The 24300-nt window shown below is 46.8% G+C and carries 25 protein-coding genes; 2 read left to right on the top strand and 23 right to left on the bottom strand.

What is annotated here, in order from left to right:
• Window positions 1-16: 16 nt before the first annotated feature.
• Window positions 17-925 carry a DNA-binding transcriptional activator PunR gene (punR, locus tag RH89_RS06110; RefSeq protein WP_004400266.1) on the bottom strand — a complete coding sequence of 303 codons (909 nt, stop codon included), beginning with the start codon at window positions 923-925 and terminating at the stop codon, window positions 17-19.
• A gap of 137 nt (window positions 926-1062) precedes the next feature.
• Here punR and punC point away from each other — a divergent pair, with 137 nt between their 5' ends.
• Complete coding sequence (gene punC, locus RH89_RS06105) at window positions 1063-2271, top strand: purine nucleoside transporter PunC (protein ID WP_022610782.1); 1209 nt, start codon at window positions 1063-1065, stop codon at window positions 2269-2271.
• 48 nt (window positions 2272-2319) lie between these two features.
• Here punC and RH89_RS06100 read toward each other — a convergent pair whose 3' ends face one another.
• Window positions 2320-3093: a transporter substrate-binding domain-containing protein gene (locus RH89_RS06100; protein ID WP_004400264.1), complete on the bottom strand. Its 774-nt coding sequence runs from the start codon at window positions 3091-3093 to the stop codon at window positions 2320-2322.
• 109 nt (window positions 3094-3202) lie between these two features.
• Here RH89_RS06100 and RH89_RS06095 point away from each other — a divergent pair, with 109 nt between their 5' ends.
• A complete protein-coding gene (locus tag RH89_RS06095; protein WP_162097248.1) occupies window positions 3203-3940 on the top strand; it encodes an amino acid ABC transporter permease in 738 nt (245 codons plus the stop codon).
• A 58-nt stretch (window positions 3941-3998) separates the two neighbouring features.
• Here RH89_RS06095 and glmU read toward each other — a convergent pair whose 3' ends face one another.
• The 21 genes from glmU to RH89_RS05990 all read right to left on the bottom strand — a co-directional run bounded on the left by glmU (window position 3999) and on the right by RH89_RS05990 (window position 24256).
• The gene (glmU, locus tag RH89_RS06090; protein WP_004400256.1) at window positions 3999-5360 is read right to left on the bottom strand and encodes a bifunctional UDP-N-acetylglucosamine diphosphorylase/glucosamine-1-phosphate N-acetyltransferase GlmU; all 1362 of its coding nucleotides are present in this window, start codon (window positions 5358-5360) and stop codon (window positions 3999-4001) included.
• A 223-nt stretch (window positions 5361-5583) separates the two neighbouring features.
• Window positions 5584-6006, bottom strand: coding sequence for a F0F1 ATP synthase subunit epsilon (locus RH89_RS06085; RefSeq protein ID WP_004400254.1), 423 nt, complete (start codon window positions 6004-6006; stop codon window positions 5584-5586).
• A gap of 18 nt (window positions 6007-6024) precedes the next feature.
• Window positions 6025-7428: a F0F1 ATP synthase subunit beta gene (atpD, locus tag RH89_RS06080; RefSeq protein WP_004400253.1), complete on the bottom strand. Its 1404-nt coding sequence runs from the start codon at window positions 7426-7428 to the stop codon at window positions 6025-6027.
• A 34-nt stretch (window positions 7429-7462) separates the two neighbouring features.
• Window positions 7463-8329 carry a F0F1 ATP synthase subunit gamma gene (gene atpG, locus RH89_RS06075; protein ID WP_004400252.1) on the bottom strand — a complete coding sequence of 289 codons (867 nt, stop codon included), beginning with the start codon at window positions 8327-8329 and terminating at the stop codon, window positions 7463-7465.
• Between the two features lie 50 nt (window positions 8330-8379).
• Window positions 8380-9921 carry a F0F1 ATP synthase subunit alpha gene (gene atpA, locus RH89_RS06070; RefSeq protein WP_004400250.1) on the bottom strand — a complete coding sequence of 514 codons (1542 nt, stop codon included), beginning with the start codon at window positions 9919-9921 and terminating at the stop codon, window positions 8380-8382.
• Window positions 9922-9934: 13 nt separating this feature from the next.
• Window positions 9935-10468, bottom strand: coding sequence for a F0F1 ATP synthase subunit delta (gene atpH / locus RH89_RS06065; protein ID WP_004400249.1), 534 nt, complete (start codon window positions 10466-10468; stop codon window positions 9935-9937).
• Between the two features lie 15 nt (window positions 10469-10483).
• Window positions 10484-10954, bottom strand: a complete 471-nt coding sequence (gene atpF, locus RH89_RS06060; protein ID WP_004400248.1) for a F0F1 ATP synthase subunit B — start codon at window positions 10952-10954, stop codon at window positions 10484-10486.
• Window positions 10955-11026: 72 nt separating this feature from the next.
• Window positions 11027-11284 (bottom strand): F0F1 ATP synthase subunit C, encoded by a 258-nt coding sequence (gene atpE, locus RH89_RS06055; protein WP_004400247.1) that lies wholly within the window; start codon window positions 11282-11284, stop codon window positions 11027-11029.
• Between the two features lie 50 nt (window positions 11285-11334).
• A complete protein-coding gene (gene atpB / locus RH89_RS06050) occupies window positions 11335-12147 on the bottom strand; it encodes a F0F1 ATP synthase subunit A (RefSeq protein ID WP_004400245.1) in 813 nt (270 codons plus the stop codon).
• 8 nt (window positions 12148-12155) lie between these two features.
• A complete protein-coding gene (locus RH89_RS06045; RefSeq protein WP_004400243.1) occupies window positions 12156-12545 on the bottom strand; it encodes a F0F1 ATP synthase subunit I in 390 nt (129 codons plus the stop codon).
• Between the two features lie 189 nt (window positions 12546-12734).
• On the bottom strand, window positions 12735-13616 hold the full coding sequence (locus RH89_RS06040) for a ParB/RepB/Spo0J family partition protein (RefSeq protein ID WP_004400241.1): 882 nt from the start codon (window positions 13614-13616) through the stop codon (window positions 12735-12737).
• A gap of 22 nt (window positions 13617-13638) precedes the next feature.
• The gene (locus RH89_RS06035; RefSeq protein WP_004400240.1) at window positions 13639-14412 is read right to left on the bottom strand and encodes a ParA family protein; all 774 of its coding nucleotides are present in this window, start codon (window positions 14410-14412) and stop codon (window positions 13639-13641) included.
• Between the two features lie 15 nt (window positions 14413-14427).
• Window positions 14428-15060, bottom strand: a complete 633-nt coding sequence (gene rsmG, locus RH89_RS06030) for a 16S rRNA (guanine(527)-N(7))-methyltransferase RsmG (RefSeq protein ID WP_004400239.1) — start codon at window positions 15058-15060, stop codon at window positions 14428-14430.
• Window positions 15061-16953 (bottom strand): tRNA uridine-5-carboxymethylaminomethyl(34) synthesis enzyme MnmG, encoded by a 1893-nt coding sequence (gene mnmG / locus RH89_RS06025; protein WP_004400236.1) that lies wholly within the window; start codon window positions 16951-16953, stop codon window positions 15061-15063.
• A gap of 482 nt (window positions 16954-17435) precedes the next feature.
• On the bottom strand, window positions 17436-17870 hold the full coding sequence (gene mioC, locus RH89_RS06020; protein WP_004400235.1) for an FMN-binding protein MioC: 435 nt from the start codon (window positions 17868-17870) through the stop codon (window positions 17436-17438).
• 273 nt (window positions 17871-18143) lie between these two features.
• A complete protein-coding gene (locus tag RH89_RS06015; protein ID WP_004400234.1) occupies window positions 18144-19007 on the bottom strand; it encodes an energy transducer TonB in 864 nt (287 codons plus the stop codon).
• Entirely contained in the window at window positions 19004-19435 is a 432-nt protein-coding gene (locus tag RH89_RS06010) for a biopolymer transporter ExbD (protein WP_004400232.1), read from the bottom strand. The genes RH89_RS06015 and RH89_RS06010 overlap by 4 nt, the downstream gene beginning before the upstream one ends.
• A 3-nt stretch (window positions 19436-19438) precedes the next feature.
• Window positions 19439-20299: a tonB-system energizer ExbB gene (gene exbB, locus RH89_RS06005; protein ID WP_004400231.1), complete on the bottom strand. Its 861-nt coding sequence runs from the start codon at window positions 20297-20299 to the stop codon at window positions 19439-19441.
• Between the two features lie 148 nt (window positions 20300-20447).
• Entirely contained in the window at window positions 20448-21914 is a 1467-nt protein-coding gene (locus tag RH89_RS06000) for a surface lipoprotein assembly modifier (RefSeq protein ID WP_004400229.1), read from the bottom strand.
• A gap of 73 nt (window positions 21915-21987) precedes the next feature.
• Entirely contained in the window at window positions 21988-22737 is a 750-nt protein-coding gene (locus RH89_RS05995; protein ID WP_004400224.1) for a Slam-dependent surface lipoprotein, read from the bottom strand.
• Between the two features lie 163 nt (window positions 22738-22900).
• Window positions 22901-24256, bottom strand: a complete 1356-nt coding sequence (locus RH89_RS05990; RefSeq protein ID WP_004400222.1) for a PKD domain-containing protein — start codon at window positions 24254-24256, stop codon at window positions 22901-22903.
• Window positions 24257-24300: the final 44 nt, after the last annotated feature.

The raw sequence follows: 24300 nt of genomic DNA, 5'->3' as shown, positions 1-24300 counted from the left end.
CTTTTCCCCGTTTTTTCTAACTTTCGATCCAATCCCGATAAAGGGTATCTTTGTCCCCTAAGTAATTGATCATCCAGTCTCTCAGTCGATGATCTTCATTTTGACGCCAGACCATACAACATGCACTCATAGGGCTGTTTTCTGAGGTCTCTATTTCTCTTTCTATCAGTTCTCCACGTGCCAAATATCCGCTGGCAATGTGTTTGGGCATATACCCTACCCCGACACCATTTTTCAGACATTCAATAGCACTGAACCAGTTAGGCAATAGAATGCGTCTCTGTTGTCGATAATGCCAGTTGTGCCTTTTCGGCAATACGATAGAAGTATCATCCAAACAAATCGCAGGAAAAGGGCTCACCGTCTCTTCACATAATGATTCAGCCAATACACAAGGATGAGCCGGCGACATCACAAATACCCACTCCAAATCCCCCATGGGTCGAATACCAAAATCCCCTCCGACAGGCACGGCAGCTGTCGCACCAAGGACAATATCTGCGCGCTCTTGTGATATGGCTTCCCACGAGCCATTAAACACTTCCATGTTGATTTGCAGCTCGGCAAAATCAAACGTCTGGTAAAAGTCTTCAATCAGGGGCTTCAACTTATCCAGCTTGACCACGTTATCCAATGTCAGTTTAAGCGTCTGATGCCAGCCCAGAGCGGCACGTCGGGTTTGCGCTCGCACGTCTTCCATCTGGATAAGCATCTGCCTTGCATGCTGGATGAACGTCTCACCCGCAGGGGTTAACTCTACCTTTCTCGGCAATCGACGAAACAGTAATACGCCCATCTCTTGCTCTATCTGCCGAACGCTATAACTGATGGCTGAAGGGACCTTGTGAAGCCGCTCAGCAGCCGCGCTGAAACTGCCCATCCGAGCGACCGTATCCAGCATTTCTAAAGACTGTTTGGAGAACATTTGCTTTCAAATTTTTTGATAGATAACTACAAAATATAGCGCTTATCGTTTGGTATATCCAAAAATAGAATCATTACCTCAATTGGTTTCAAAGAAAAACCATCTTCAATCATACAAATAATTTGAACGGTAAAAAGATGAAAGCGACTAAGTTTCAACTTTTCTATTTAGCCCTCCTCTCGATGTCGGGATTCATAGCAACGGACATGTATTTACCCGCTTTTAAAGCCATGGAACATGACTTTGCAACTGGTCCCGAATCGATCGCAATGTCTCTGTCTGTCTTTCTGGCAGGCTTAGCAGCAGGGCAATTTCTATGGGGGTTGGCGAGCGACAAATACGGTCACAAGCGCACCCTTACTTTAGGGTTAGTGTTATTTGGTCTCTCTTCACTGGCACTGGCGGCGTGTACCAGCATTTGGCAATTGCAATTGCTTCGATTTATTCAGGCGTTGGGCGTATGTGCACCTGCTGTTATCTGGCAAGCAATGGTCATCAAACAGTACGAGGAAAAAGTCAGCCAACAGATTTTTGCTACCATCATGCCGCTGGTGGCTTTGTCTCCTGCTCTCGCTCCTCAGCTTGGTGTTGCGTTGTTGAATCTTTCTGGGTGGCGGAGCATTTTTGTCGCTTTAACCGTGCTGTCTGCTATTTTGGTCCTCATCACGTTAAAGCAAGTCGATTCTCATACAGAAAAGAAAACCACCAGCATGGGTAAAGACATCAAATCGTTAATGGGTTCACGAATCTATCTTGGCAATGTGATGATGTTCGCCATGGCTTCGGCAGCATTCTTCGCTTATCTGACGGGTATGCCGGAAATCATGGCGAAACTGGGTTACGACGCGAAAGACATTGGTTTCAGCTTTATCCCTCAAACTATCGCGTTTATGGTGGGTGGATATTTGGGCAAACGTTGTGTTGCGAAATACGGCGATGAATTGGTACTGAAACAATTACTGGCGCTGTTCAGTGTGTCTGCATTATTGGTCTTCATGGCGACACAATGGACGTTAACGACCATCTATCCATTGTTAGTACCATTTTGCTTTATTGCCATCGCCAATGGGGCTCTTTACCCTATAGTGGTCAACCGAGCGTTATCCAGTGCCAAACAGAGCCCGGCCACCGCAGCTGGGCTTCAAAATAGCTTACAAATTTGTGTCAGTGGCATCGCCAGTGCTGTGGTTGCTGCTTATGCCAGTATGGCGTTGACCATCACTGGGTTCGCGATCCTTGTGTGCTTGATAGGATTGTGGACGGGTTACTTTGTGTCTCACAAGAAAGCGGCGAGGCATTTTACCCTGCCAGACAACTCTCGTGTGGTCGCTCAGGAAGAAAAGTAGAAGACAAAAAGAAAGGAGCGCTATGCTCCTTTCTATCAATCGACTTACTTACAGGCTTTTCAGCCCCCACTTCTCTGCGGTCTTCTTGAAGAACCCTTGCGTTTTCTTAAGCTCGACCCAGTGATTGACGTAGTTTATCCACACTTGGTCATCTTGAGGAAGTAGCATAGAAATAGGCGTTGGACGACGAGGCTCTTTCACAGGAACAATAGCCAGTTGCTTGAACTTCTCAATCAAAGTTGCCGCTTCCACATTTGATGTCACCGAAACATCAGCGCGACGTGCCAACAGCTCTTGGAAGTCACGGGCAGGTGCTTCAATCACCACATGCTTAGCGTTCGGGAAAAAGTCTTTCACCATTTTTTCTTGTACTGTACCCAGTGTCGCAGCAACACGAATATCTGCCTTATCAAAGTCACTCCAGTCCGCGAACTTACCAAGGTCTTTTTTCTGTACCACTGGCACGAATGCTAAGTAGAAATATGGCTGGCTATAGCCTGCGACTTTAGCTCGAGACATATTTAAGGAAGCACTGCCCGTGATGTCGTATTTATTGGCTGTCACACCGTTCACCAAGGTTTTCCAGTCAGTCGCGACATACTCGACTTTGACACCCAGGTCTTTTGCTAACTCTGTCGTAACATCAATGTCAAAACCGCGGTAGCTGTTATCCGCAGGATTCTTCATTGTCATTGGATTCCAGTCACCTGTGGTCCCCACACGCAACACTCCGGCATCTAAAATTTCATGCAAACGGCTGGCGGCTTGGGCTTGAGCAAGCCCCAATAGCAATACGCCAACACTTAATAACCACTTTTTCATTTTAATTCCTTCTTAAATGTTCGAAAAAACAACGTTTTCTCTCGACAACACTGATAACATAGCAACATCTTTGAACATTTTTTAGCGTTTGGTTATAAATATTGTGCGCTTGTCTTCGCTTTTTGTTGCCTTATCCGTTTTCTTGCTCTCCGGATGCAATGACTACCAATGGGGCTGGTATGTTTTAGACCCAACGACTGAACAGGGTCTCACTAATCTCAAATTCTTAATCGCGGGCTTTGAAGATACGATTTATATCTCTCTGATAAGTATGTTTCTGGCTATGTTGCTGGGTTTGATCGTCGCTTTACCAGCTCTGAGCGAGAAAAAAGCGCTGCGGGCTGTTAACCGAGTCTATGTCGAATCCGTACGTTCTATCCCCGTTCTGGTTCTTCTGCTCTGGGTCTATTACGGCTTACCGACTCTTTTGGACGTGTCTCTGGATTACTTTGCAGCAGGCGTCATCGCACTCACTATTGCTGAAAGTGCCTTTATGGCGGAGGTATTCCGAGGAGGCATTCAGGCGATAGCTCGAGGTCAGCATGAAGCTGCGGAATCTCTGGGATTGAATTACTGGCAAAAAATGCGTCTGGTGATTTTGCCGCAGGCCTTCCGTCAGATACTGCCCCCTCTGGGTAATCAGTTTGTCTATATTTTGAAGATGTCTTCTCTCGTGAGTGTGATTGGCTTGAGTGATTTGACAAGGCGAGCCAACGAATTGGTGGTTAATGAGTACTTACCTTTGGAAATCTATACTTTCTTAGTTATCGAATACTTGATACTGATTTTATTTGTCTCCCAATGTGTTCGCTGGTTGGAAAAGCGAATCGCGATCCCAAGTAACTAGCTCCAAGAAAACAAAAAAGGCTGACAATCGTCAGCCTTTTCACTAGATAAAACCGTGATTACTTGTTTTTGACTGGGCGCCGCCAATCTGCAATCTTGCGCTCTTTAGCGCGAGTGATCACCAACTCACCTTCTTCGACGTCTTTGGTCACTGTCGTACCTGCGCCAATAGTTGAGCCGTTGGCAACCGTTACTGGGGCAATCAGCTGGCTGTCAGAGCCGACAAATACGTCATCACCAATGATGGTTTTGTGTTTATTTGCACCGTCATAATTACAGGTAATGGCGCCAGCACCAACATTGGTTCGCTGACCAATTTCCGCATCGCCCAGATAAGTCAGGTGATTAGCTTTTGAACCCTCACCTAAGCGAGCATTTTTCACTTCAACAAAGTTGCCGACGTGAGCATCGTTACGAAGCTCTGCACCTGGACGTAGACGAGTAAACGGACCAACCGTACACTCTTCACCCACGGTAGCCCCTTCAATCACACTGTATGGACGAACGACTGTATTGTCGTCAATCTCACAGTCTTTCAGCACACAGCCAGAGCCAATTACAACGTTATCACCCAAGCTAACGTTACCTTCAATAATAACGTTGGTATCAATCTCGACGTCCATGCCACACTGCAAAGTACCACGTAAGTCAAAACGATTTGGATCACGCAGCATCACCCCTTGTTCAAGCAGCTTCTGTGCATTTGCCTGTTGGTAAGCTCGCTCCAAACGCGCCAGTTGCGCTCTGTCATTCACCCCTTCAACTTCGATTGGGCTAACAGGATGAACTGCTTCTACCGCTCGACCTTCATCGTGAGCCGCAGCAATGACGTCTGTCAGGTAGTACTCACCCTGTGCGTTTTCATTCTTCAGGTTGGCAAGCCAGCGCTTCAAATCCCCACCCGTCGCTACCATCACGCCAGTGTTGATTTCTTTAATCAGTTTTTGCTCTTCGGTAGCGTCTTTCTGCTCGACAATCGCCACAACGGGTCCATTCTTACGAACAATACGACCGTAACCCATTGGGTTATCCAACACGACTGTCAATAAAGCAATGCCACCTGTAGGCTGGGCTTCTAGCAGGTTTTCAATAGTCTCAGAAGAAATCAGCGGAACGTCGCCATACAATACCAGCACTTTTTCATCGTCAGCAAATTCTGGAGAAGCCTGATTCACCGCATGCCCGGTACCTAGCTGCTGCGCTTGCAGAACCCAATTCACAGGTTCCTCAGCTAATACCGTTTTCATCTGGTCACCGCCGTGACCGTACACTAAGTGAATGTTTTGAGCGCCCAACCCTGAACAAGTGTCAATCACGTGTTTCGCCATGGGTTTGCCAGCTAAGGTATGCAGAACTTTCGGCTTATTAGAATACATGCGAGTGCCTTTACCCGCTGCGAGGATAACCGCGCTGAACTTCATATATTGTGGTTCCTGAGACGTTGTTGTTAAGTGCTAGATTTTAGCTTGAATTTCACTGTCTGTTAAAGAAATGGCACGAATTTCATGCAAAAGGATGGTTAAGTTTAAGAAAAGTGACGAGAGCCTATTCAATCAGTAGAGCCAAATTGCTCAAAAAATAATGAAGTAAGCGACAGAAAAAACAAAGGCGACCCTAAGGTCGCCTTAATCGCTGCGCTAATGGTTAGCGTATTTTTTTGGTCAGTTCGATAACTCGAAGCTGAGCAATGGCTTTAGCCAGCTCACTGGCCGCTTGCGCGAAGTCCATATCGCCGTGCTGATTATGAATACTCTCCTCAGCTTTGCGTTTGGCTTCTTCTGCCTTAGCCGCGTCTAGATCTTCACCACGAATCGCTGTATCAGCCAGTACAGTCGCTGTACCAGGCTGAACTTCGATAAGACCACCAGAGACATAAATAACCTCTTCGTGTCCGTGCTGTTTCACAACGCGTACCATACCAGGCGTGATAGCGGTCAGCAGCGGTGTATGCCCAGGATAAATACCCAGCTCACCTTCGCTACCGGTCACCTGAAATGTTTCAACAAGACCAGAGAACAGTTTTTTCTCTGCGCTTACTACATCCAGATGAAAGGTCATTGCTGCCATATCGCCTCCTAATTAGCCTTATAGCTTCTTCGCATTCTCGATAGCATCGTCGATAGTACCGCAGTACATGAACGCTTGCTCTGGAATGTCATCGTATTCGCCAGACAACAGACCTTTGAAACCGCGTAGAGTTTCTTTAAGAGGTACGTAAATACCAGGGTCGCCTGTAAATACTTCTGCTACGTGGTAAGGCTGAGTTAGGAAACGCTCAATCTTACGCGCACGAGATACGATTTGCTTATCTTCTTCAGAAAGCTCATCCATACCTAGGATAGCGATGATGTCTTTCAGCTCTTTATAGCGCTGAAGTGTAGACTGTACGCCACGTGCAATGTCGTAGTGCTCCTGACCAACAACCAATGGATCAAGCTGACGAGAAGTCGAATCCAATGGGTCAATCGCTGGGTATAGACCCATAGCTGCGATGTTACGGTTAAGTACAACCGTTGCATCCAAGTGAGCAAACGTTGTTGCTGGAGATGGGTCAGTCAAGTCATCCGCAGGTACGTATACAGCCTGAACAGAGGTGATAGAACCCTGTTTCGTTGACGTGATACGCTCCTGAAGTACACCCATTTCTTCTGCAAGTGTTGGCTGGTAACCTACCGCAGATGGCATACGACCTAGAAGTGCCGATACCTCTGTACCTGCTAGTGTGTAACGGTAGATGTTATCAACGAACAGTAGAACGTCACGACCTTCGTCACGGAAACGCTCTGCCATTGTCAAACCAGTCAGTGCAACACGTAGACGGTTACCTGGTGGCTCGTTCATCTGACCATAAACCATTGCTACCTTAGACTCTTCAGGATTCTCAACGTTTACAACGCCCGCTTCCTGCATCTCGTGGTAGAAGTCGTTACCTTCACGAGTACGCTCACCAACACCAGCGAATACTGATAGACCAGAGTGCTGAAGTGCGATGTTGTTGATAAGTTCCATCATGTTAACGGTCTTACCTACACCTGCACCACCAAACAGACCGATTTTACCACCCTTAGCGAATGGGCAAACCAAGTCGATTACTTTTACACCTGTCTCTAGTAGAGCTGTTTCGTTAGATTGCTCTTCGTAACTTGGTGCTTCGCGGTGAATTGCGTAGTGCTCTTCAGCACCGATCTCACCACACTCATCAATCGCGTCACCTAGAACGTTCATGATACGACCAAGAGTCTTAGTACCTACTGGTACTGAGATTGGAGCGCCAGTGTTTTCCACTGTCAGTCCACGACGTAAACCATCAGAGCTACCCATTACGATTGCGCGCACTACGCCACCGCCTAACTGCTGCTGAACTTCAAGAACAAGACGCTCTTTTGCTTCAACAACGTTCAGAGCATCGTATACACTTGGTACTTCGCTCTGTGGGAACTCTACGTCGACTACCGCACCGATGATCTGTACGATCTTACCTGTAGCCATCGTTAATCCTCTAACTTATTAGTTTTACCTATGCTTAAACCGCGGCAGCACCACCAACGATTTCCGACAGTTCTTGTGTAATAGCCGCTTGACGCGCCTTGTTGTACACAAGTTCCAGATCTTCAATCAGGTTGGTTGCGTTATCCGTTGCAGCTTTCATTGCGATCATTCGAGCCGCTTGCTCACAAGCAAGGTTCTCGACCACGCCTTGGTATACCTGAGATTCGACGTAACGAACCAATAGGGTATCCAGCAGTGGTTTTGGCTCAGGCTCATAAATGTAGTCCCAAGCATGTTCGCGCTGCATCTCTTCGCTGTCCGATTTAGGCAGAGGCAGTAATTGATCGATCGTTGGTTCTTGTACCATAGTGTTCACAAAGTGGTTGTACACTACGTACAGACGATCCAACTCGCCTTCATCATATTTCTTCAGCATAACGCTTACGGAACCGATCAAGTCTTCAAGGCTTGGGCTATCGCCAAGACCTGATACCTGAGCAGCTACCTTCGCGCCGCTGTTGTTAAAGAACGCCGTTGCTTTTGAGCCGATAACAGCCAATTCAACTTCTGCGCCTTTTTCAGACCATGATTTCATGTCCAGTACGGCTTTCTTGAACAGGTTAATGTTCAATCCACCACACAGACCACGGTCAGTCGAAACGATGATGTAACCAACACGTTTGGCTTCACGTTCCTCAAGATAAGGATGCTTATACTCAAGGCTACCGTTTGCCACATGACCGATCACTTTACGCATTGTTTCAGCGTATGGACGAGAAGCTTCACGCGCGTCTTGTGAACGTCGCATTTTAGAAGCTGCTACCATTTCCATCGCTTTCGTAATTTTCTGAGTGCTTTTCACACTACCGATTTTATTACGTATCTCTTTTGCGCCGGCCATCGTATTACTCTCCGTTTATGGTAATGGGTGACCGTAAGGTCACCGACCAATTACCAAGTTTGGGTTGCTTTGAAATCGTCCGCTAGCTTCTTAAGCTGCGCTTCGATGTCGTTGTTGTAAGCACCCGTTGCATCGATCTCTTTTACAAGATCAGCGTATTGACTGCGAGCATACGACAGTAGAGCTGATTCGAAATCAGCCAGCTTTTCGATCGCGATATCTTCAAGATAACCACGCTCTGCCGCAAAGATTACTAGTGCCTGGTCAAATACTGACATTGGAGCGTATTGCTTCTGCTTCATCAGTTCAGTTACTTTTTGACCATGGTCTAGCTGCTTCTTAGTCGCATCATCAAGGTCAGACGAGAACTGTGCGAATGCCGCTAGTTCACGGTACTGTGCTAGAGCGGTACGGATACCACCAGACAGTTTCTTGATGATTTTAGTCTGCGCTGAACCACCTACACGAGATACTGAGATACCTGGGTCAACCGCTGGACGTACGCCCGCGTTGAACAGTTCAGTTTGTAGGAAGATCTGACCATCGGTAATCGAGATTACGTTTGTCGGTACGAATGCAGATACGTCACCCGCTTGCGTTTCGATGATAGGAAGAGCGGTCAAAGAACCAGTCTTACCTTTCACTTCACCGTTAGTGAACTTCTCTACGTACTCTTCGCTTACACGAGCTGCACGCTCTAGTAGACGTGAGTGAAGGTAGAAAACATCACCAGGGAACGCTTCACGACCCGGTGGACGCTTAAGCAATAGAGAGATCTGACGGTAAGCGACAGCTTGCTTAGATAGATCATCGTAAACAATCAGTGCGTCTTCACCGCGATCGCGGAAGTATTCACCCATCGCACAACCAGCGTATGGTGCTAGGTATTGTAGCGCCGCTGATTCAGAAGCCGATGCAACAACAACGATAGTGTTGGAAAGTGCGCCGTGCTCTTCTAGTTTGCGAACTACGTTAGCGATAGTCGAAGCTTTCTGACCGATTGCTACGTAGATAGAGAAAATACCTGAATCTTTCTGGTTAATGATCGAGTCAATCGCCATCGCTGTTTTACCAGTCTGACGGTCACCGATGACAAGTTCACGCTGACCACGACCGATTGGGATCATTGAGTCAACAGATTTGTAACCAGTTTGTACAGGTTGATCAACCGATTTACGGTCGATTACGCCTGGTGCGATAACTTCTACAGGAGAAGAAAGTTTCGCTTCAATTGGACCTTTACCATCAATTGGCTCACCAAGTGTGTTTACAACACGACCTAGCAATTCAGGACCAACTGGTACTTCAAGAATACGACCAGTACCTGTTACTTTCATGCCTTCCTTAAGGTCGGCATATGGGCCCATTACTACCGCACCAACCGAGTCACGCTCAAGGTTAAGTGCCAGTGCATAACGGCCACCCGGTAATTCAATCATTTCACCTTGCATCACGTCCGCTAGGCCGTGAATGCGAATGATACCATCGCTTACCGATACGATAGTACCTTCGTTACGAGCTTCACTAACAACGTTGAAAGATTCAATACGCTGTTTGATCAGTTCGCTAATTTCCGTGGAATTAAGTTGCATGCTCCAATCCCCATCAAGACTGCAATGCATCGCTCAGGCGGTTCAAACGTCCACGCGCTGAGTTATCAATGACTAGGTCTCCGGCTCGAATTATAACCCCACCAAGTAGGGTCTCTTCTATGCTGCAATTCAGCTTTACTTTGCGCTCTAGGCGTTTTTCCAGTTTGCTGCTGATGTCTGCAAGTTGCTGTTCAGAAAGCTCGGTTGCTGAAGTGACTTCAACTTCGATTTCTTTCTCATGCTCGCGTTTAAGAGCAAAGTAACCTTCACACACTTCAGGCAGAGCCTTAAGTCGGCCATTTTCAGCCAGCACCTTAATCAGGTTTTGGCCATATTCATCAAACTGTTCGCCGCAAATCGCGATAAAAAGCTCAGAAAGCTTTTCAGCTGTCATTGACCCGTCTAGCAAGTCAGCAACATCGTCATTTTTTGCGACTTCCGCTGCGAAAGTGAGCATCTGTCCCCATTGGTCCAGCGCATCTTTCTCAACAGCAAAGTCAAAAGCTGCTTTAGCATAGGGGCGTGCGATTGTAGTCAAATCAGACATATGCTGCCCCTTGCATCAAAGTTTTGCAGTAATGTTGTCGAGAATATCTTTGTGCGCGTCTGCATCAATAGAGCGCTCCAGAATTTTCTCGGCACCAACTACAGCCAGAGTAGCAACTTGTTTGCGCAGTTCATCGCGCGCACGATTGCGTTCCGCTTCAACTTCCGCTTCCGCTTGGTTTAGAATCTTTTGGCGCTCTGCCAAAGCATCTTCACGAGCTTCATCAAGAATTTGAGACTTACGCTTGTTCGCTTGGTCGATGATCTCAGTTGCTGTGCGCTTAGCTTCTTTCAATTGATCAGAAGCATTGGCTTGCGCTAGATCCAAGTCTTTCGCAGCACGTTCCGCCGCGTGTAGACCGTCAGAAATCTTCTTCTGACGCTCTTCGATCGCCTGCATAATTGGCGGCCATACATACTTCATGCAGAACCACACAAACAGTGCGAACGAGATTGCTTGACCTAGCAGAGTTGCGTTCATATTCACAACAGCTACCCCTCTTTATTGGACTTAGTGTTAATCAGTGACAAGCCAGAGCCTGTCGCTCATTACCTATGATTAACCAGCTAGTTGACCAACGAATGGGTTTGCGAATGTGAATAGTAGAGCGATTACGATACCGATCATTGGAACCGCATCCAGAAGACCTGCGATGATGAACATCTTAACTTGAAGCATTGGTGCCATTTCAGGCTGACGTGCTGCACCTTCAAGGAATTTACCACCCAGAATTGCGAAGCCTACCGCAGTACCAACTGCACACAGACCTACGATGATTGCTACTGCGATTGCTGAGAAGCTTAATACAGTTTCCATTACTATCTCCAATATATAGCGATTAACTTAAACTAAATAAGAATAAAAAATTAATGATCATTATCTTCGTGTGCCATGGACATGTAGACAATTGTCAACATCATGAACACGAATGCCTGAATCGTGATTACCAGAATATGGAAAATAGCCCACGGTAGTGAACCCATCCATTGTAGATACCATGGTAGCATTGCAGCACAAAGAATGAATACAACCTCACCTGCGAACATGTTACCGAACAGACGCATACCTAGAGACAGAGGTTTCGCCAGTAGCGATACCACTTCAATAAGCAGGTTGAACGGGATCATGGTCCAGTGATTGAATGGGTGTAGTGCGAGTTCTTTTGCAAATCCACCTAGGCCTTTCACTTTGATGCTGTAGTAAATCATCAGAGCAAAAACGCCTATTGCCATAGCCATGGTGATATTCACATCAGCCGACGGTACTATTTTCAAGTAAGGAATACCGAGCCAATGCTCTGCTGGGTAAGGTACGAAATCGATAGGAACTAAGTCCATCAAGTTCATCAGGAATACCCAACAAAAGATAGTCAGTGCCAAAGGTGCTATCAGAGGGTTGCGTCCATGGAACGTATCTTTGACGTTTAACGCGACAAATTCTACGATCATTTCAACAAAACACTGAAGCTTCCCTGGTACACCTGCTGTCGCTTTTCTGGCTACTGCATAAAACACTCCGAGGAAGATTAAACCAGTAAACCATGAAAAGAACAGGCTATCGATATGTACATTCCAGAAACTAGACTCTTCCGCCACTAACCCTAACTTGTGAGTAGATAGGTTAGTAAGGTGGTGAGTAATGTAACCAGAAGGTGTTAACGCTTCGCCTGGCGCAGCCATAACTCATCCTATTTTTTGTTGTTAATGAATAGCGCTGGAGCAAAGATATTTATCCCTAAAACCAGCAAATAGGTTAGTTTCAGGGGAACAAGTTCCACCTGCATATACATGTAGGCGACTGAAAACAGGGCTACTGTGATGAGAATTTTGAGGGCTTCACCTGTATAGAAAGAAGCGGCGACAAACTTAGCTGCTCGCGCCCCGACAAACAAGAATGCACATACTGCGAAAACGGCGTTGGCAACTACAAAGATGCTCCCACCTATCAGCGCTGATATTCCCCATTCAACATTCACAGCAACTGCCATTCCAGCTGCCACAAACATAACCGCGCCAACCTCGATCAATAACAATTGCTTTGCAAGCTCTCGTCCTGGTCTGGCTATCGCAGCTACCATGTATTCGTACCTCTCATAAACACCCGCATCACTCCATAATCGCGAGCGAATAGAAATTGCCGAAAATTATACGGTCAGTCGCTTTGAATGCAATTAAAACGCAGCAAAAACTTACATTTTTGTTTACAAACCGACAACTTTCGAACAAAAAAACATTTTTTAATAATTGACCTACATCAATTATCTCACTTAAGCCTCTAATATTGCAACGAGTTGCTCCAATTTGTGAGGTTCATCAATACTTATTGTCAGTTTTGCTTTGCCGTTCGAAGAACGGACAATCGACACTTGAGAGCCCAGTTTTTCGCTCAATCTTTCCGATAAAGCTTGCGTTTCAGGGTCAGTTTTCGCTTTTTTGCTCTCAACCTGTGGTGAGAGATGTTTTTTCACTAACTGCTCTGTCTGACGCACGTTAAGTTTCTTGGCGATCACTGTTTCAGCAATGCCTGGCTGCTCATCTTCTTCAACAGCCAACAGGGCACGGGCATGACCCATTTCCAACTTATTGGTTTGCACCAGACGCTTCACATCAACGCTCAGTTGATTCAGGCGAAGCAGGTTAGAAACGGTGGTGCGAGATTTGCCTATCACATCCGCAACCTGTTGATGCGTCAGCTCAAATTCATCCTGTAGACGCTCGAGAGCCTGTGCTTCTTCAATGGCGTTTAAATCTTCACGTTGAATGTTTTCAATCAGCGCCATAGCAACCGCAGCGCGATCCTGCACTTTTTTCACCAGGCAAGGAACCTGTTTCAGCCCTGCTTGTTTGGCCGCTCGCCAGCGACGTTCACCGGCGATAATTTCGAACTGCTGCTCTCCAACCTGACGCACAACGATAGGCTGAATGATGCCCTGCGATTTAATCGATGCCGCGAGCTCACTCAGCGCTTCAGGTTCCATGTCTTTACGAGGTTGGTACACACCTGCCTGCAATTGCGACACAGAAAGGTCTCTCAAATCCCCTTCAGAGGACAGAGACTGGCTGTGGCTGATTGTCTGTTGCTTTTCTCGCGCCATAGAGCTGGTCGCAAGCAACGCATCGAGGCCTTTTCCTAAGCCGCGTTTGGACATGATGCTTTCCTTCTAAATTGAACTATGCAGGCATTTCTTCACGACGCAGCATCTCGCCAGCCAACGCTAGATACGCCTTAGCCCCAGCGGAATACTTGTCGTAATACATTGCAGGTTTACCATGACTTGGCGCTTCGGCCAATCGAACGTTTCGTGGGATCACCGTTCGGTACACTTTGTCGCCAAAATGCGTTTTTAGCTGATCCGACACCTCGTTGGACAATCGATTGCGAGGGTCATACATGGTTCGAAGCAAACCTTCAATTTTTAAGTTTTCATTCACGACCGCAGCCAGCTTGCTGATGGTATCCATGAGTGCAGTTAAGCCTTCAAGGGCAAAATATTCACACTGCATGGGTACTAATACCGAATCAGAGGCAGCCATCGCATTGATTGTAAGGAGGTTTAGCGAAGGGGGACAATCGATAAAGATGAAATCATAGTTGTCACGAACTGACGCAAGCGCGTTTTTCAGGCGGACTTCTCGGGCGAACACTTCCATGAGCTTGATTTCAGCGGCGGTCACGTCACCATTGGCGGCAATCAAATCATAGCCCCCTGATGTGGTACATGTGACCACGTGCTCGAACGGGGTGTCTTCCACCAGAAGATCAAAAGCCGTGGCTTCGACGTTGTATTTGTCGACGCCACTTGCCATGGTTGCATTGCCTTGAGGATCAAGATCAATTACCAGTACTTTGCGTTTTGTTGCTGCCATTGATGCAGCCAAATTTATACACGTTGTGGTTTTGCCCACACCACCTTTCTGGTTGGCAATTGAAATGATTCTTCCCACGGAATGACCTCGCTATTATCCCTTGCGCGATAAGATTACAAGATGTCGCTCACCTTCCAGCTCTGGAACTGCCAAAGATTTGATGTCTATCACAGAACACCAGTCCGGTAGCTGAGCAAGCTCTGATTCGGGTTTTACCCCTTTCAGTGCTAAAAATACGCCGGAATCTGCTTTTGGTAAATGTTGGCACCACTCTACCATGTCTAAAATCGAAGCGAACGCACGACTTAACACTCCATCAAAGCCATTTTCCGGGTCAAATTCTTCCACTCGGCTTTGAACGGCATTAACGTTTTCGATATTCAGCTCATGAAGCACTTGTTTGATAAAACGGATGCGTTTACCAAGGCTATCAAGCAGAGTGAACGACTTATCGGGGTTCATGATTGCCAGCGGAATACCGGGTAAACCAGGTCCTGTTCCGACATCGATAAACCGATCGCCCTCAAGGTGAGTGCTTACTACGATGCTATCGAGGATGTGTTTCACCAACATTTCCATCGGGTCGCGCACAGAGGTCAGGTTATACGCTTTGTTCCATTTATGCAGCAGAGCCACATAGCCAACTAATTGATCGCGCTGATGATCGGAGACATCCAGATCGGTCTGAACCAGCAGGCTATCCAGTTTTTGTCGAAGCTCTGTCACTTAGGCTGCTCCTTTTTTCAACATGCCTTGCTTTTTCAGATGAACCAGCAGAATCGAAATTGCCGCAGGCGTAACTCCTGAGATGCGTGATGCGATACCTATGGTCAGCGGTTTGGCGTCTGTCAGTTTCGCCATCACTTCGTTGGACAGACCTTTCACTGCGGAATAATCAAGATCCGCTGGAATTTCAGTGTGTTCATGGCGCAGGGATTTTTCTATCTCGTCTTTCTGACGCTGGATATAACCTTCGTACTTAACCTGAATTTCCACCTGCTCTGCCGCTTCAGCATCTTCCAGCGCAGGAGAGAACACGTCAAGCTTGGTCAACTGGTCATAACTCATTTCAGGTCGGCGCAGCAGATCCTCACCACTTGCCTCGCGGGACATTGGCGTCTTAAGGATCGCATTCAGTTCATCCACACCCGCCGATTTTGGATTCATCCAGGTCTCTTTCAGACGTTGACGCTCCTGCTCCATATTTTCGATCTTCTGGTTGAAACGCGCCCAGCGAGCGTCGTCCACCAACCCAAGTTCGCGACCTTTTTCGGTCAGGCGAAGATCGGCATTGTCTTCACGCAGCAGCAATCGGTATTCTGCGCGAGAGGTAAACATGCGGTACGGCTCTTTGGTGCCCATGGTCGATAAATCGTCGATCAAAACGCCGACGTACGCTTCGTCACGGCGAGGGCTCCAGCCCTCTTTGCCCTGAGTTTGCAGGCTTGCATTTAAACCAGCCATCAGACCTTGTGCCGCCGCTTCTTCATAGCCTGTTGTGCCGTTAATTTGACCAGCAAAGAACAGACCAGAGATAAATTTGGTTTCGTAGTTGGGTTTCAGATCGCGTGGATCAAAGAAATCGTACTCAATGGCATAACCAGGGCGCACAATATGAGCACTTTCAAAGCCTTTCATTGAATGAACAATGTCAACCTGCACGTCGAACGGCAAGCTGGTGGAGATGCCATTCGGGTAGAGTTCATGGGTGGTTAGCCCTTCTGGCTCAATGAAAATCTGATGGCTGTTTTTGTCCGCAAAGCGCATCACTTTGTCTTCAATGGACGGACAGTAGCGAGGACCGATGCCTTCGATCACCCCGGCATACATAGGACTGCGATCCAGATTATCTCGGATCACGTCGTGCGTTTTCTCGTTAGTGTGGGTGATGTAACAAGGAATCTGAGCAGGATGCTGATTGCGATCGCCCATAAAAGAAAATACAGGCGTCGGGTTGTCGCCATGCTGAACATCTAATGCGCTGAAATCGACAGTGCGGGCATCAATTCTTGGTGGCGTACCTGTTTTCAGGCGATCCACTCGGAAAGGCAATTCTCTCAGACGATCCGCCAGAGCGATCGATGGTGGATCACCTGCGCGTCCACCAGAGAAGTTTTCCATTCCAATATGGATCTTACCTCCAAGGAAGGTTCCAACGGTTAACACAACGGCGCTGCCGCGGAATTTGAGCCCCATTTGAGTCACAACCCCCGTGACTCGATCACCTTCCACAATGATGTCGTCCACCGATTGCTGGAAAAGAGTCAGGTTAGGTTGATTTTCTAGAGCATGACGAACATACGCTTTGTAAAGCGCACGATCCGCCTGAGCACGAGTGGCTCGTACCGCGGGACCTTTAGAGGCATTAAGTGTTCGAAATTGAATGCCTGAATGATCGATGGCTTTCGCCATTAAACCACCCAATGCGTCCACCTCTTTGACGAGGTGTCCTTTGCCGATCCCACCAATGGCAGGGTTACAAGACATTTGACCAAGTGTGTCAATGTTGTGGGTCAGGAGTAGGGTGCGTTGACCCGTTCGAGCTGATGCGAGTGCGGCTTCCGTTCCTGCATGTCCGCCACCAACAACAATGACGTCAAAAGTTTCGTGATAAAGCATGAACCGACCTCAGGTATTCAATGAGTTTAGAGTGCTTAGTTAAAAGGAGCGACATTCTACCCTCTTTAGGTCAAGGAGAGAAACGATTTTGGATCGATCCCGAAGGATAAATATATATAAGATCTTTATATAGATCTTTTATTAGATCTACTATTAAGGAAACAAGATCTTGTGGATAAGTCTAAAATGATCAACAAGATCATGCTTTTTAGAGGGATCGCTTCTTGTGATCTAGCGTTGATCAGATCGAGGATTGCCTGGGATCAAAATTGATGGTTATGCACAGGGGGAAATCGACTTAGATCTTATTCTTTGGATAACTATAGGTTAATAACGGGATAGATCATAGTTTATCCACAGATGGTTAGGTTAAATTATGAGCGGTTGAACTAAGGGAGAGGTGAGAAAGTTATTCACATTGGATGAAACCAAGGTTGAACTCGGTTAAATAGAGAGGAGGGTGGCGATGCCACCCCCTGATTTTAAAACTTTTCGATGTGTTGCAGCAGCCACTCTTCAGCCGCGTCTTCCGGCACTGGTGTTTCCAGAATGTTGATGGTCAGGCAATCGGTAAGCGGTGTGGCACCAATGTCTTCTAACAGGGCGTGGGCATGTTTACCCGCAGCGCAAAATGTGTCGTAGCTCGAGTCGCCAATGGCAACAACTGCGTAGTTTACGCCAGCCATCTTTGGTGGTGTATTCTGCAATGCTTCGATGAAAGGCTGAATGTTTTCCGGATATTCGCCTGCACCATGGGTAGAGGTGATCAGTAGCCAGGTGCCTTCTGCCGGAATGTCTTCCAGTTTTGGCTCGTTGTGAATCGTTGTTTCCAATCCTTTTTCTTGCAGCAAATCACTTAGATGGTCGCCAACATACTCGGCACCGCCAAGGGTGCTGCCTGTCATTATGTGGATCATGGACGTATCCTTTATGGTTTGGGGGCTTTCCCGTTTAAATAATGAATCGCAAAATGTATCCGTGCCCAATCGCAGAGTCAGGCACAATTTGTCGCTGAATTCACAACCGCTTCGTTTGGATATCTTTGATCGTATTGTGAATGGATGTGCCTAATGGTATAGGAATCAATTGTGGATAAACAGGTGACATTCTGTGGGGTTAAAGCATTTTTGTGGCGATCATTGCGTTTTTAATGAAGGGATCCCACTCCTGTTAGGGGGTAGGATCGGATATTAAAACGAAAAACGGATCGGCACGGTTAGCGAGATCTGCTGCCCCAGCACCGACTGAGGAGGCTTGATCAAAGGCTGCGCTCGATACACCAGATCCATGGCTTCTTTATCGAGAGAGTCAGTACCAGAACTTCTGACCAGCTCTACATCCAGGACCTGACCTTCTCTGTTCATGGTGAAGCGAATAACGGGCATCCCTTGCTTGCGCAGTCTTTTTGCTCTTCTTGGATAGCGCTTTTCTTTTTCCAGATGAGCGTGAAGAAGCTGTTGCCACTGTTGTTTTGCCGCTCTTTCATGCTCGCTGGTTTTTCCCTGCCTTGGGGCTGAAAGTGCTGTGGATTGATTTTTTGCAGCGACAGACTGAGGCGCAGAAGCTTCTTGAGGTTGTACGGCTTCTTCTTTTTTCTCTAATTCTGTTTTCACTTCCTGTGTAGGTTTCTGCTCTTTCGGTTTTGGTTTTTCCTCAGGCTTTTTCCTAGTCTCAACAGGCTTTATTTTTGGTTTGGGCTTTTGGGGGACCTGATGGTGCTTTTGAAGTTCAGGGTTTTCCTTTGATTCTTGTGATGTCACTGGCGAGGTGATTTCGGGTTGTTGCTGCTCAACCTGAGGTGCAGGTTCTGGCTTTGAGGCTTCGACAGCCACGGATTCTTGTGTATCAGAAGTTATTTTAGAAGGCGCCGCAAGTGGGGCGACAAGAGAGACCGCAATGGGTGATGCGGACGGTGCCGGCGTAAAATCGAAACTTGGCGTCCATAAATAGGCGACTGCAACGGATAAATGCAGCAGTACGCTTGCGATAACCCCGCCAATCAGCCATCGGGTAGTGTGTGGTTCAGAGTGTGAAGATCCCGCCAGTGCACTCATTGCGTATCCTGACTTGGTTGTTCGAGTCCCACCAGCGCTATTTGGCTGTATCCACCCGCTACCAGTTGATTCATTATGTTCAGAAGATCCTGGTATATCAGGTTCTTGTCTGCTCTTAGATAAAGACGCTGAGTTTTATCCGGAAAACGTATTTCCAGCTCACTGGTGAGCTGTTCAACAGAAACCTCAATATCCTCTCCTATGGTAACGGTCAGATCTTCCTGAATGGTCAGATAGAGTGGGTTGTCGGGGAGGGGACTTGCTTCGGCTGATGAAGATGGCAAATCAACGGGGACATTCACTGTTGCCAGTGGCGCTGCCACCATCACGATGATCAGAAGCACCAGCATAACATCGACAAAAGGTGTGACGTTGATGTCATGGTTTTCCACCATTTCATCACCGTTTTGCTGAGTTTTAAACCCCATAACTTAACCCACTTCTTTTAGCTGAGTACCAGTATCGGAAGGCTCAGTCTGAATAAGGTTACGATCCAGATCCCGGCTGACCAGTACCATGATCGCCACAGACAAGTCGGACAACTGGTTTTTATAACGACCGATCTGACGAGTAAAATGGTTGTAAATCACCACCGCTGGAATGGCGGCAATCAAGCCAATCGCGGTGGCGAGCAAAGCTTCAGCAATACCGGGGGCTACCACTGCCAGGCTGGTACTCTGGGAGTTAGCAATACCAATGAAGGAGTTCATGATGCCCCACACGGTGCCAAACAATCCAACAAAAGGTCCAACAGAGCCAACAGTTGCTAATATTCCCGTTCCCGCTGTCATCTGGCTGCCGAGCCCGATATTAACGCGCTCCAGCCTGAGCTGAACCCGTTCTTTGATTCCGTCTTCACTGCTTTTCCCGCGGGAGGATAAGGTGAGCTCGTATTGTGTAGCGGACAATAGCAGGGTACCCGGACCATCAAGATCGGAGCACAGAGTTTCTGCTTCCGTCAGGTTGTCAGATTTGGTGAGTGCTTTAAGTTGTTTTGTGGCTTTTCGCGACGCTCTCGTGAGCTGAATTTGTTTGGCTATCAGCACAGCCCAGGTCAGCACCGAGGCAATCACCAGGCTGATCATGACCGCTTTGACCACCCAGTCTGCTGCGTGATACATCCCCATCGGAGACAAATCATGCGCATTCAGAGGGTTGGTAGGAGGCACCAGTTGGGTGTCTGAGAGAAGAGTATTACTGGTGTTGCTGGGGGCTTCCTCTGTGGCAAAAGACAGTGGCGACAGCAGTGTCAGTAATAGGGTTAACAGGGTAAGGTACGAGTTATTGCTCATCGGGTATGCTCTTGGTCGTTGCGCTCTAAAGGCGCTTGTCATTGATGTCCTCTTAGAGATACCGAATGAAGGGTTAAAACCCGTAAAAGAAAAAACAAAAAAATGGATAAAAATAATTTTATCCATTAATTCAATTAATTAGGTTTTATTAAAAACGTTTCTCTAGCTTAATGCTGTATTCATTTTGGCTGTAGCTGTATATCGCATCCAATGTGCTGTCGACTTTTTGGTATTGCCAGGTAAATGTGGGTGTCAGCCCCCAAAACTCCAGCGGTTTTGCAGTGACCAGCAAGGTGTGGTTTTGCTCTTTATCTTCTCTTTTTCCGTTGAGAATTTTGTTGAATCCGTCGTGCTTTCGCTCTTTAACCGACGAAAATACGCTGATGTCCCAGCCGTCAAAGAAAGCGCGGTTTACACCTAAACGCCCACCTAGGGACTCATAGGCAAAGAGCTCTATTTCACTTTGCTTCTTGTTCCAGTCTATGCCACCAAACACCAGCCATCTTTTGGGTAACTGATACCAGTAAGTGCCAGAAGCGGTCCATAGCCAGTCGCTGTTGTGGTCTAGATCCGGATCTTTGTAATCCTGATATTCGGCTTTCAGTTCTACTTTTGCGGCGCTTTTATTATTGATGCTGTAGAAGCCATCCAGTTTTAATCCGGGAGAGACGTAAAGCGTGCGATCACCAGAGTTGTTGTATTCGGCTTGCGGACCGATAGAAAATTGGAACTTGGCGCTTTGATAGCTGTAACTGAGCCCGGTAATCAGGGTATGTTGGTTGAACTTTTTCTTACCGTCATTCAGCAGTCCATACGCTAATGCGTTAAATTTTATGCCGTGGTGACCGGACAGCGAGAAGCGTTTGTTTAAACTGGCGTCGTAATCCATCCCAAAGCCGGATTCTTTGTCGGGTGTCGTCTGACTTATCCAGCATTGCCCGTTAGGCAGCGTTGCCAGGCATACCGAGCTTTCCGAGGTGCGATTCAGGTTGTCACTGTAAGAAGGGCCAAAACTAAATGCCCCCTGCCAGCTATCACGGACTTCGAGCGCTTCACTGAACGTATCAATGGTCCGGATAACACCTGCTGCTCTTGGGTTATCCTGTGGAATGTTGTCTTTGATCTCTCGGAACAGATTCAGAGAATCTCGGTTTTTTTGGTTTTCAAACTGTACCCTAGCCAGTTCAAGCTTGGCTGGTAGGAATTCCGGAGCAAGAGAAAGAAGAGACTGATATTCTTCTTCCGATTCTGCGAATTTTCCCTCAACTCTGAAAAGCGCACCCTGAGCGTAGTGCACCAGCAAGGGATCGTATCCTTCCAGCGCTTTATAACGGGTCAGAAAACCCTGAGCTTGTTCCCATTGCCTTGTTTTTACCGCGATATGCAGGGCAGGACCGAGCTCATCTAATGTGTCGCTCACTTCATAGGTGACACCATCCACGGTTAAAGCAGCTTCTTTTTCCCGTTCTTCTTTCAACAGTTCCTGCTCTTTTTCCAGCGCAGAAAGGGCGTCCCGTTGCTGCAGACGCTGATTTTTGTCTTGATCGGCTAATGTATGTGCACTGAATAGAAACGCAAGCGCTATAGGTGAAAGAGTTAAAAAGGATTTAAGCAAGGGAATAACCAAATGGTAAAGAAAGAAAAACAGAAGCAGCGCAGGCTGCTTCTGTAGAGGGGAGGCTCAACAATTAGTTTTTGCTGCCGCCAAATGCCGTGTCTAGGTCTTTGTTAGTGAAGGTCGCAATACCTGCCAGAGCAGATGCGTTCGCACCAAAGAAATGACCTTGAGACGTACCGTTAGTAGACGCACCACCAGTTGTTGCTGTCGCTGTACCGTTAAATGCAGCAGTAGAAGCATTGATGTTTGCGTTTACACCAACAGTCAAAGAGGCATTGTTAATAGAACCAGTTAGTTTTTGAGTGCCAAAGTTAGCTGTAAAAGTACCGCTAAGTTTGTTCGAACCGTTGAATTTGTTTACGCCAGCTACACTGTAAGTTGCTGTACCAGTTGTTGGTACTGTAGTACCTGTGTTATCACCTACGTAGAATACCGCACGGTTAGCGTAACCTGAGTCGCGGCTGCCTTCGTACCACTCACCAAACCAAACGTCCTGGTTTGCAACGCTGGCAAAGTTGTATTGAGAAGTTGTAGAGTGGCGGCTTCCGCGAGTATGTACACCATCACGTGTTACACCAAATGGCCATGAAGAGCGCTTCGCCAGGTTTTTAAAATCAACACGTTCTTTACCTGTCGCGCCGATACCCGCGTAACCACTTTCATGGATGATTACAGTACCGAAGAACAGTGATGCATCGACCTGAGATTCGCCAACGTGACGGTGAGTGTTGTCGCTGATTGCGCCGTTAAAGCCAGCGTGTGCCATTGAGCTTAAGCCAAGTAGTGCAGCAGAAATAAGAGTCAGTTTTACTGGTTTCATGAATTATTCCTTTAAAGATTGAATTTATACTATTGAGAGAACCACTCAAGGTGTCGGTGCGCACGACAACACTTTGATGTGGTTCTTATATGTATTACCGGATGAGCTTTAAATATCCGTAAAATAAAAATTTAAATGATGAACTTATTTTTATTTTCACTTTTTAATTACTGGTGAAAGTATATTTAGCGTCAAAGTGATAGGCATTGTGATATTCCGTGGCGCGTCCCATTATCCAGTTAAAGCTGAATATGGGCTGGCTTGATTTTCCGCCAGTGGCAGGGGAAACCAAATTAAAAGATATGCTCTCACCTTTTTTTAGTGTGAATAATTGAGTTTGCTCCAAGCCATCAAAATAAGGGGTGATAATATTGGCTCTGTCACTGGCAATCACGTCTCTGATGTATACATCAGACTCCACGGCTTCAATGCGGTAGCGACCAAGAACATAACTGGCTTGGTTATTCTGAGTTTCATCTCTGATTTGCTCAGGGCGATGTGGCATATCGAGTGGAGCAGAACTAGTGTCGCGGTAGATCCTCAATCCCGGAGTATCTGACCCAAGAAATTCAATTACATATTCATTAGGGTCACTGGATAATTCGCCATCATCAACCACCAGTTCATAGAAATATAAACCGGGTACATCACCTAAAATAGTTGGTGTAGGTGAGTGTGGGTCATCAAAGGTGGCGTTAGAACCATTGGGTGGTGTCATTGTCCAGTGGAAGTTTAGCGGTTCGCCGTTCAAGTCGGAGCTCTTAGTACCATCTAAAGTGATCGCTCTTCCGACATGACTGATCATTACATCGTGATTGAGGTTGGCAACTGGTTTGACATTCTCATAGCGTATCTGAACTTTTGTAGTCGCAGATACGTGATGAATACCATCAAATACGGTTACCTTTACGGTATAAAGCCCTTCAGTATCTGTCTTTAAGGAATTCCAACTGAATGAATCATATGACAAAGTTGGTAAGCTTCCTGCCGGACTTCCGACTATTTCCCAAGTGTAAAATAACTCATCATTATCGATATTATCGTAATCAGGAAATATGTTAGCTCCAAAGTGTAAAGAGCCACTGATGTTTTCCTCTAAGTTGATAATCGGTGGGCTGTTTTCCCCTTTAGTTACAGCAGTGAGTTTAATGGTGTTAACCCGACTATTTTCAATGCCATCATTGACCGTCAGGTCTATGTAGAACTCTCCCGCTTCATGGGCAACGAACGACGGTTTAATTGAATTTGGTTGAAGGAGCTTGGCGTTACGATCCAGCTTCGTGTATTGATCAGGTTGTATTTTCCATTCAAAGGTCAGCGGTTGAAGGTCTTTGTCGAAGCTTTTTTCCCCATTCAGTTGAGCTGGCTCGCCTACATAAACCAATTGGTTGGTGCCCGCGATGGCAATAGGGGGGGTATTCGACTTGGTAGGTGCCAGTTCGAGTTTCAGGCTTTCATTACATCCGGCAAGAATGACCGCTGTAAAAACTAAGCTCAGGAATTGGGTCAGCTTCATCATAAAATGAGTGCAATCATATTAATTAATAATAAGAGGTGCACATA

The organism is Vibrio nigripulchritudo ATCC 27043 (assembly GCF_000222685.1).
Lineage (GTDB): Bacteria > Pseudomonadota > Gammaproteobacteria > Enterobacterales > Vibrionaceae > Vibrio > Vibrio nigripulchritudo.
Note: the sequence above shows the minus strand (reverse complement) of the source record. Positions and strands in the feature narration are given on the sequence as shown.

Coding starts and splice junctions, on each gene's coding strand:
- punR (WP_004400266.1), bottom strand. CDS start 925: ATGTTCTCCAAACAGTCTTTAGAAATGCTGGATACGGTCGCTCGGATG.
- punC (WP_022610782.1), top strand. CDS start 1,063: ATGAAAGCGACTAAGTTTCAACTTTTCTATTTAGCCCTCCTCTCGATG.
- RH89_RS06100 (WP_004400264.1), bottom strand. CDS start 3,093: ATGAAAAAGTGGTTATTAAGTGTTGGCGTATTGCTATTGGGGCTTGCT.
- glmU (WP_004400256.1), bottom strand. CDS start 5,360: ATGAAGTTCAGCGCGGTTATCCTCGCAGCGGGTAAAGGCACTCGCATG.
- RH89_RS06085 (WP_004400254.1), bottom strand. CDS start 6,006: ATGGCAGCAATGACCTTTCATCTGGATGTAGTAAGCGCAGAGAAAAAA.
- atpD (WP_004400253.1), bottom strand. CDS start 7,428: ATGGCTACAGGTAAGATCGTACAGATCATCGGTGCGGTAGTCGACGTA.
- atpG (WP_004400252.1), bottom strand. CDS start 8,329: ATGGCCGGCGCAAAAGAGATACGTAATAAAATCGGTAGTGTGAAAAGC.
- atpA (WP_004400250.1), bottom strand. CDS start 9,921: ATGCAACTTAATTCCACGGAAATTAGCGAACTGATCAAACAGCGTATT.
- atpH (WP_004400249.1), bottom strand. CDS start 10,468: ATGTCTGATTTGACTACAATCGCACGCCCCTATGCTAAAGCAGCTTTT.
- atpE (WP_004400247.1), bottom strand. CDS start 11,284: ATGGAAACTGTATTAAGCTTCTCAGCAATCGCAGTAGCAATCATCGTA.
- atpB (WP_004400245.1), bottom strand. CDS start 12,147: ATGGCTGCGCCAGGCGAAGCGTTAACACCTTCTGGTTACATTACTCAC.
- RH89_RS06045 (WP_004400243.1), bottom strand. CDS start 12,545: ATGGTAGCTGCGATAGCCAGACCAGGACGAGAGCTTGCAAAGCAATTG.
- RH89_RS06040 (WP_004400241.1), bottom strand. CDS start 13,616: ATGTCCAAACGCGGCTTAGGAAAAGGCCTCGATGCGTTGCTTGCGACC.
- mnmG (WP_004400236.1), bottom strand. CDS start 16,953: ATGCTTTATCACGAAACTTTTGACGTCATTGTTGTTGGTGGCGGACAT.
- mioC (WP_004400235.1), bottom strand. CDS start 17,870: ATGATCCACATAATGACAGGCAGCACCCTTGGCGGTGCCGAGTATGTT.
- RH89_RS06015 (WP_004400234.1), bottom strand. CDS start 19,007: ATGAGTGCACTGGCGGGATCTTCACACTCTGAACCACACACTACCCGA.
- RH89_RS06010 (WP_004400232.1), bottom strand. CDS start 19,435: ATGGGGTTTAAAACTCAGCAAAACGGTGATGAAATGGTGGAAAACCAT.
- exbB (WP_004400231.1), bottom strand. CDS start 20,299: ATGAGCAATAACTCGTACCTTACCCTGTTAACCCTATTACTGACACTG.
- RH89_RS05995 (WP_004400224.1), bottom strand. CDS start 22,737: ATGAAACCAGTAAAACTGACTCTTATTTCTGCTGCACTACTTGGCTTA.
- RH89_RS05990 (WP_004400222.1), bottom strand. CDS start 24,256: ATGATGAAGCTGACCCAATTCCTGAGCTTAGTTTTTACAGCGGTCATT.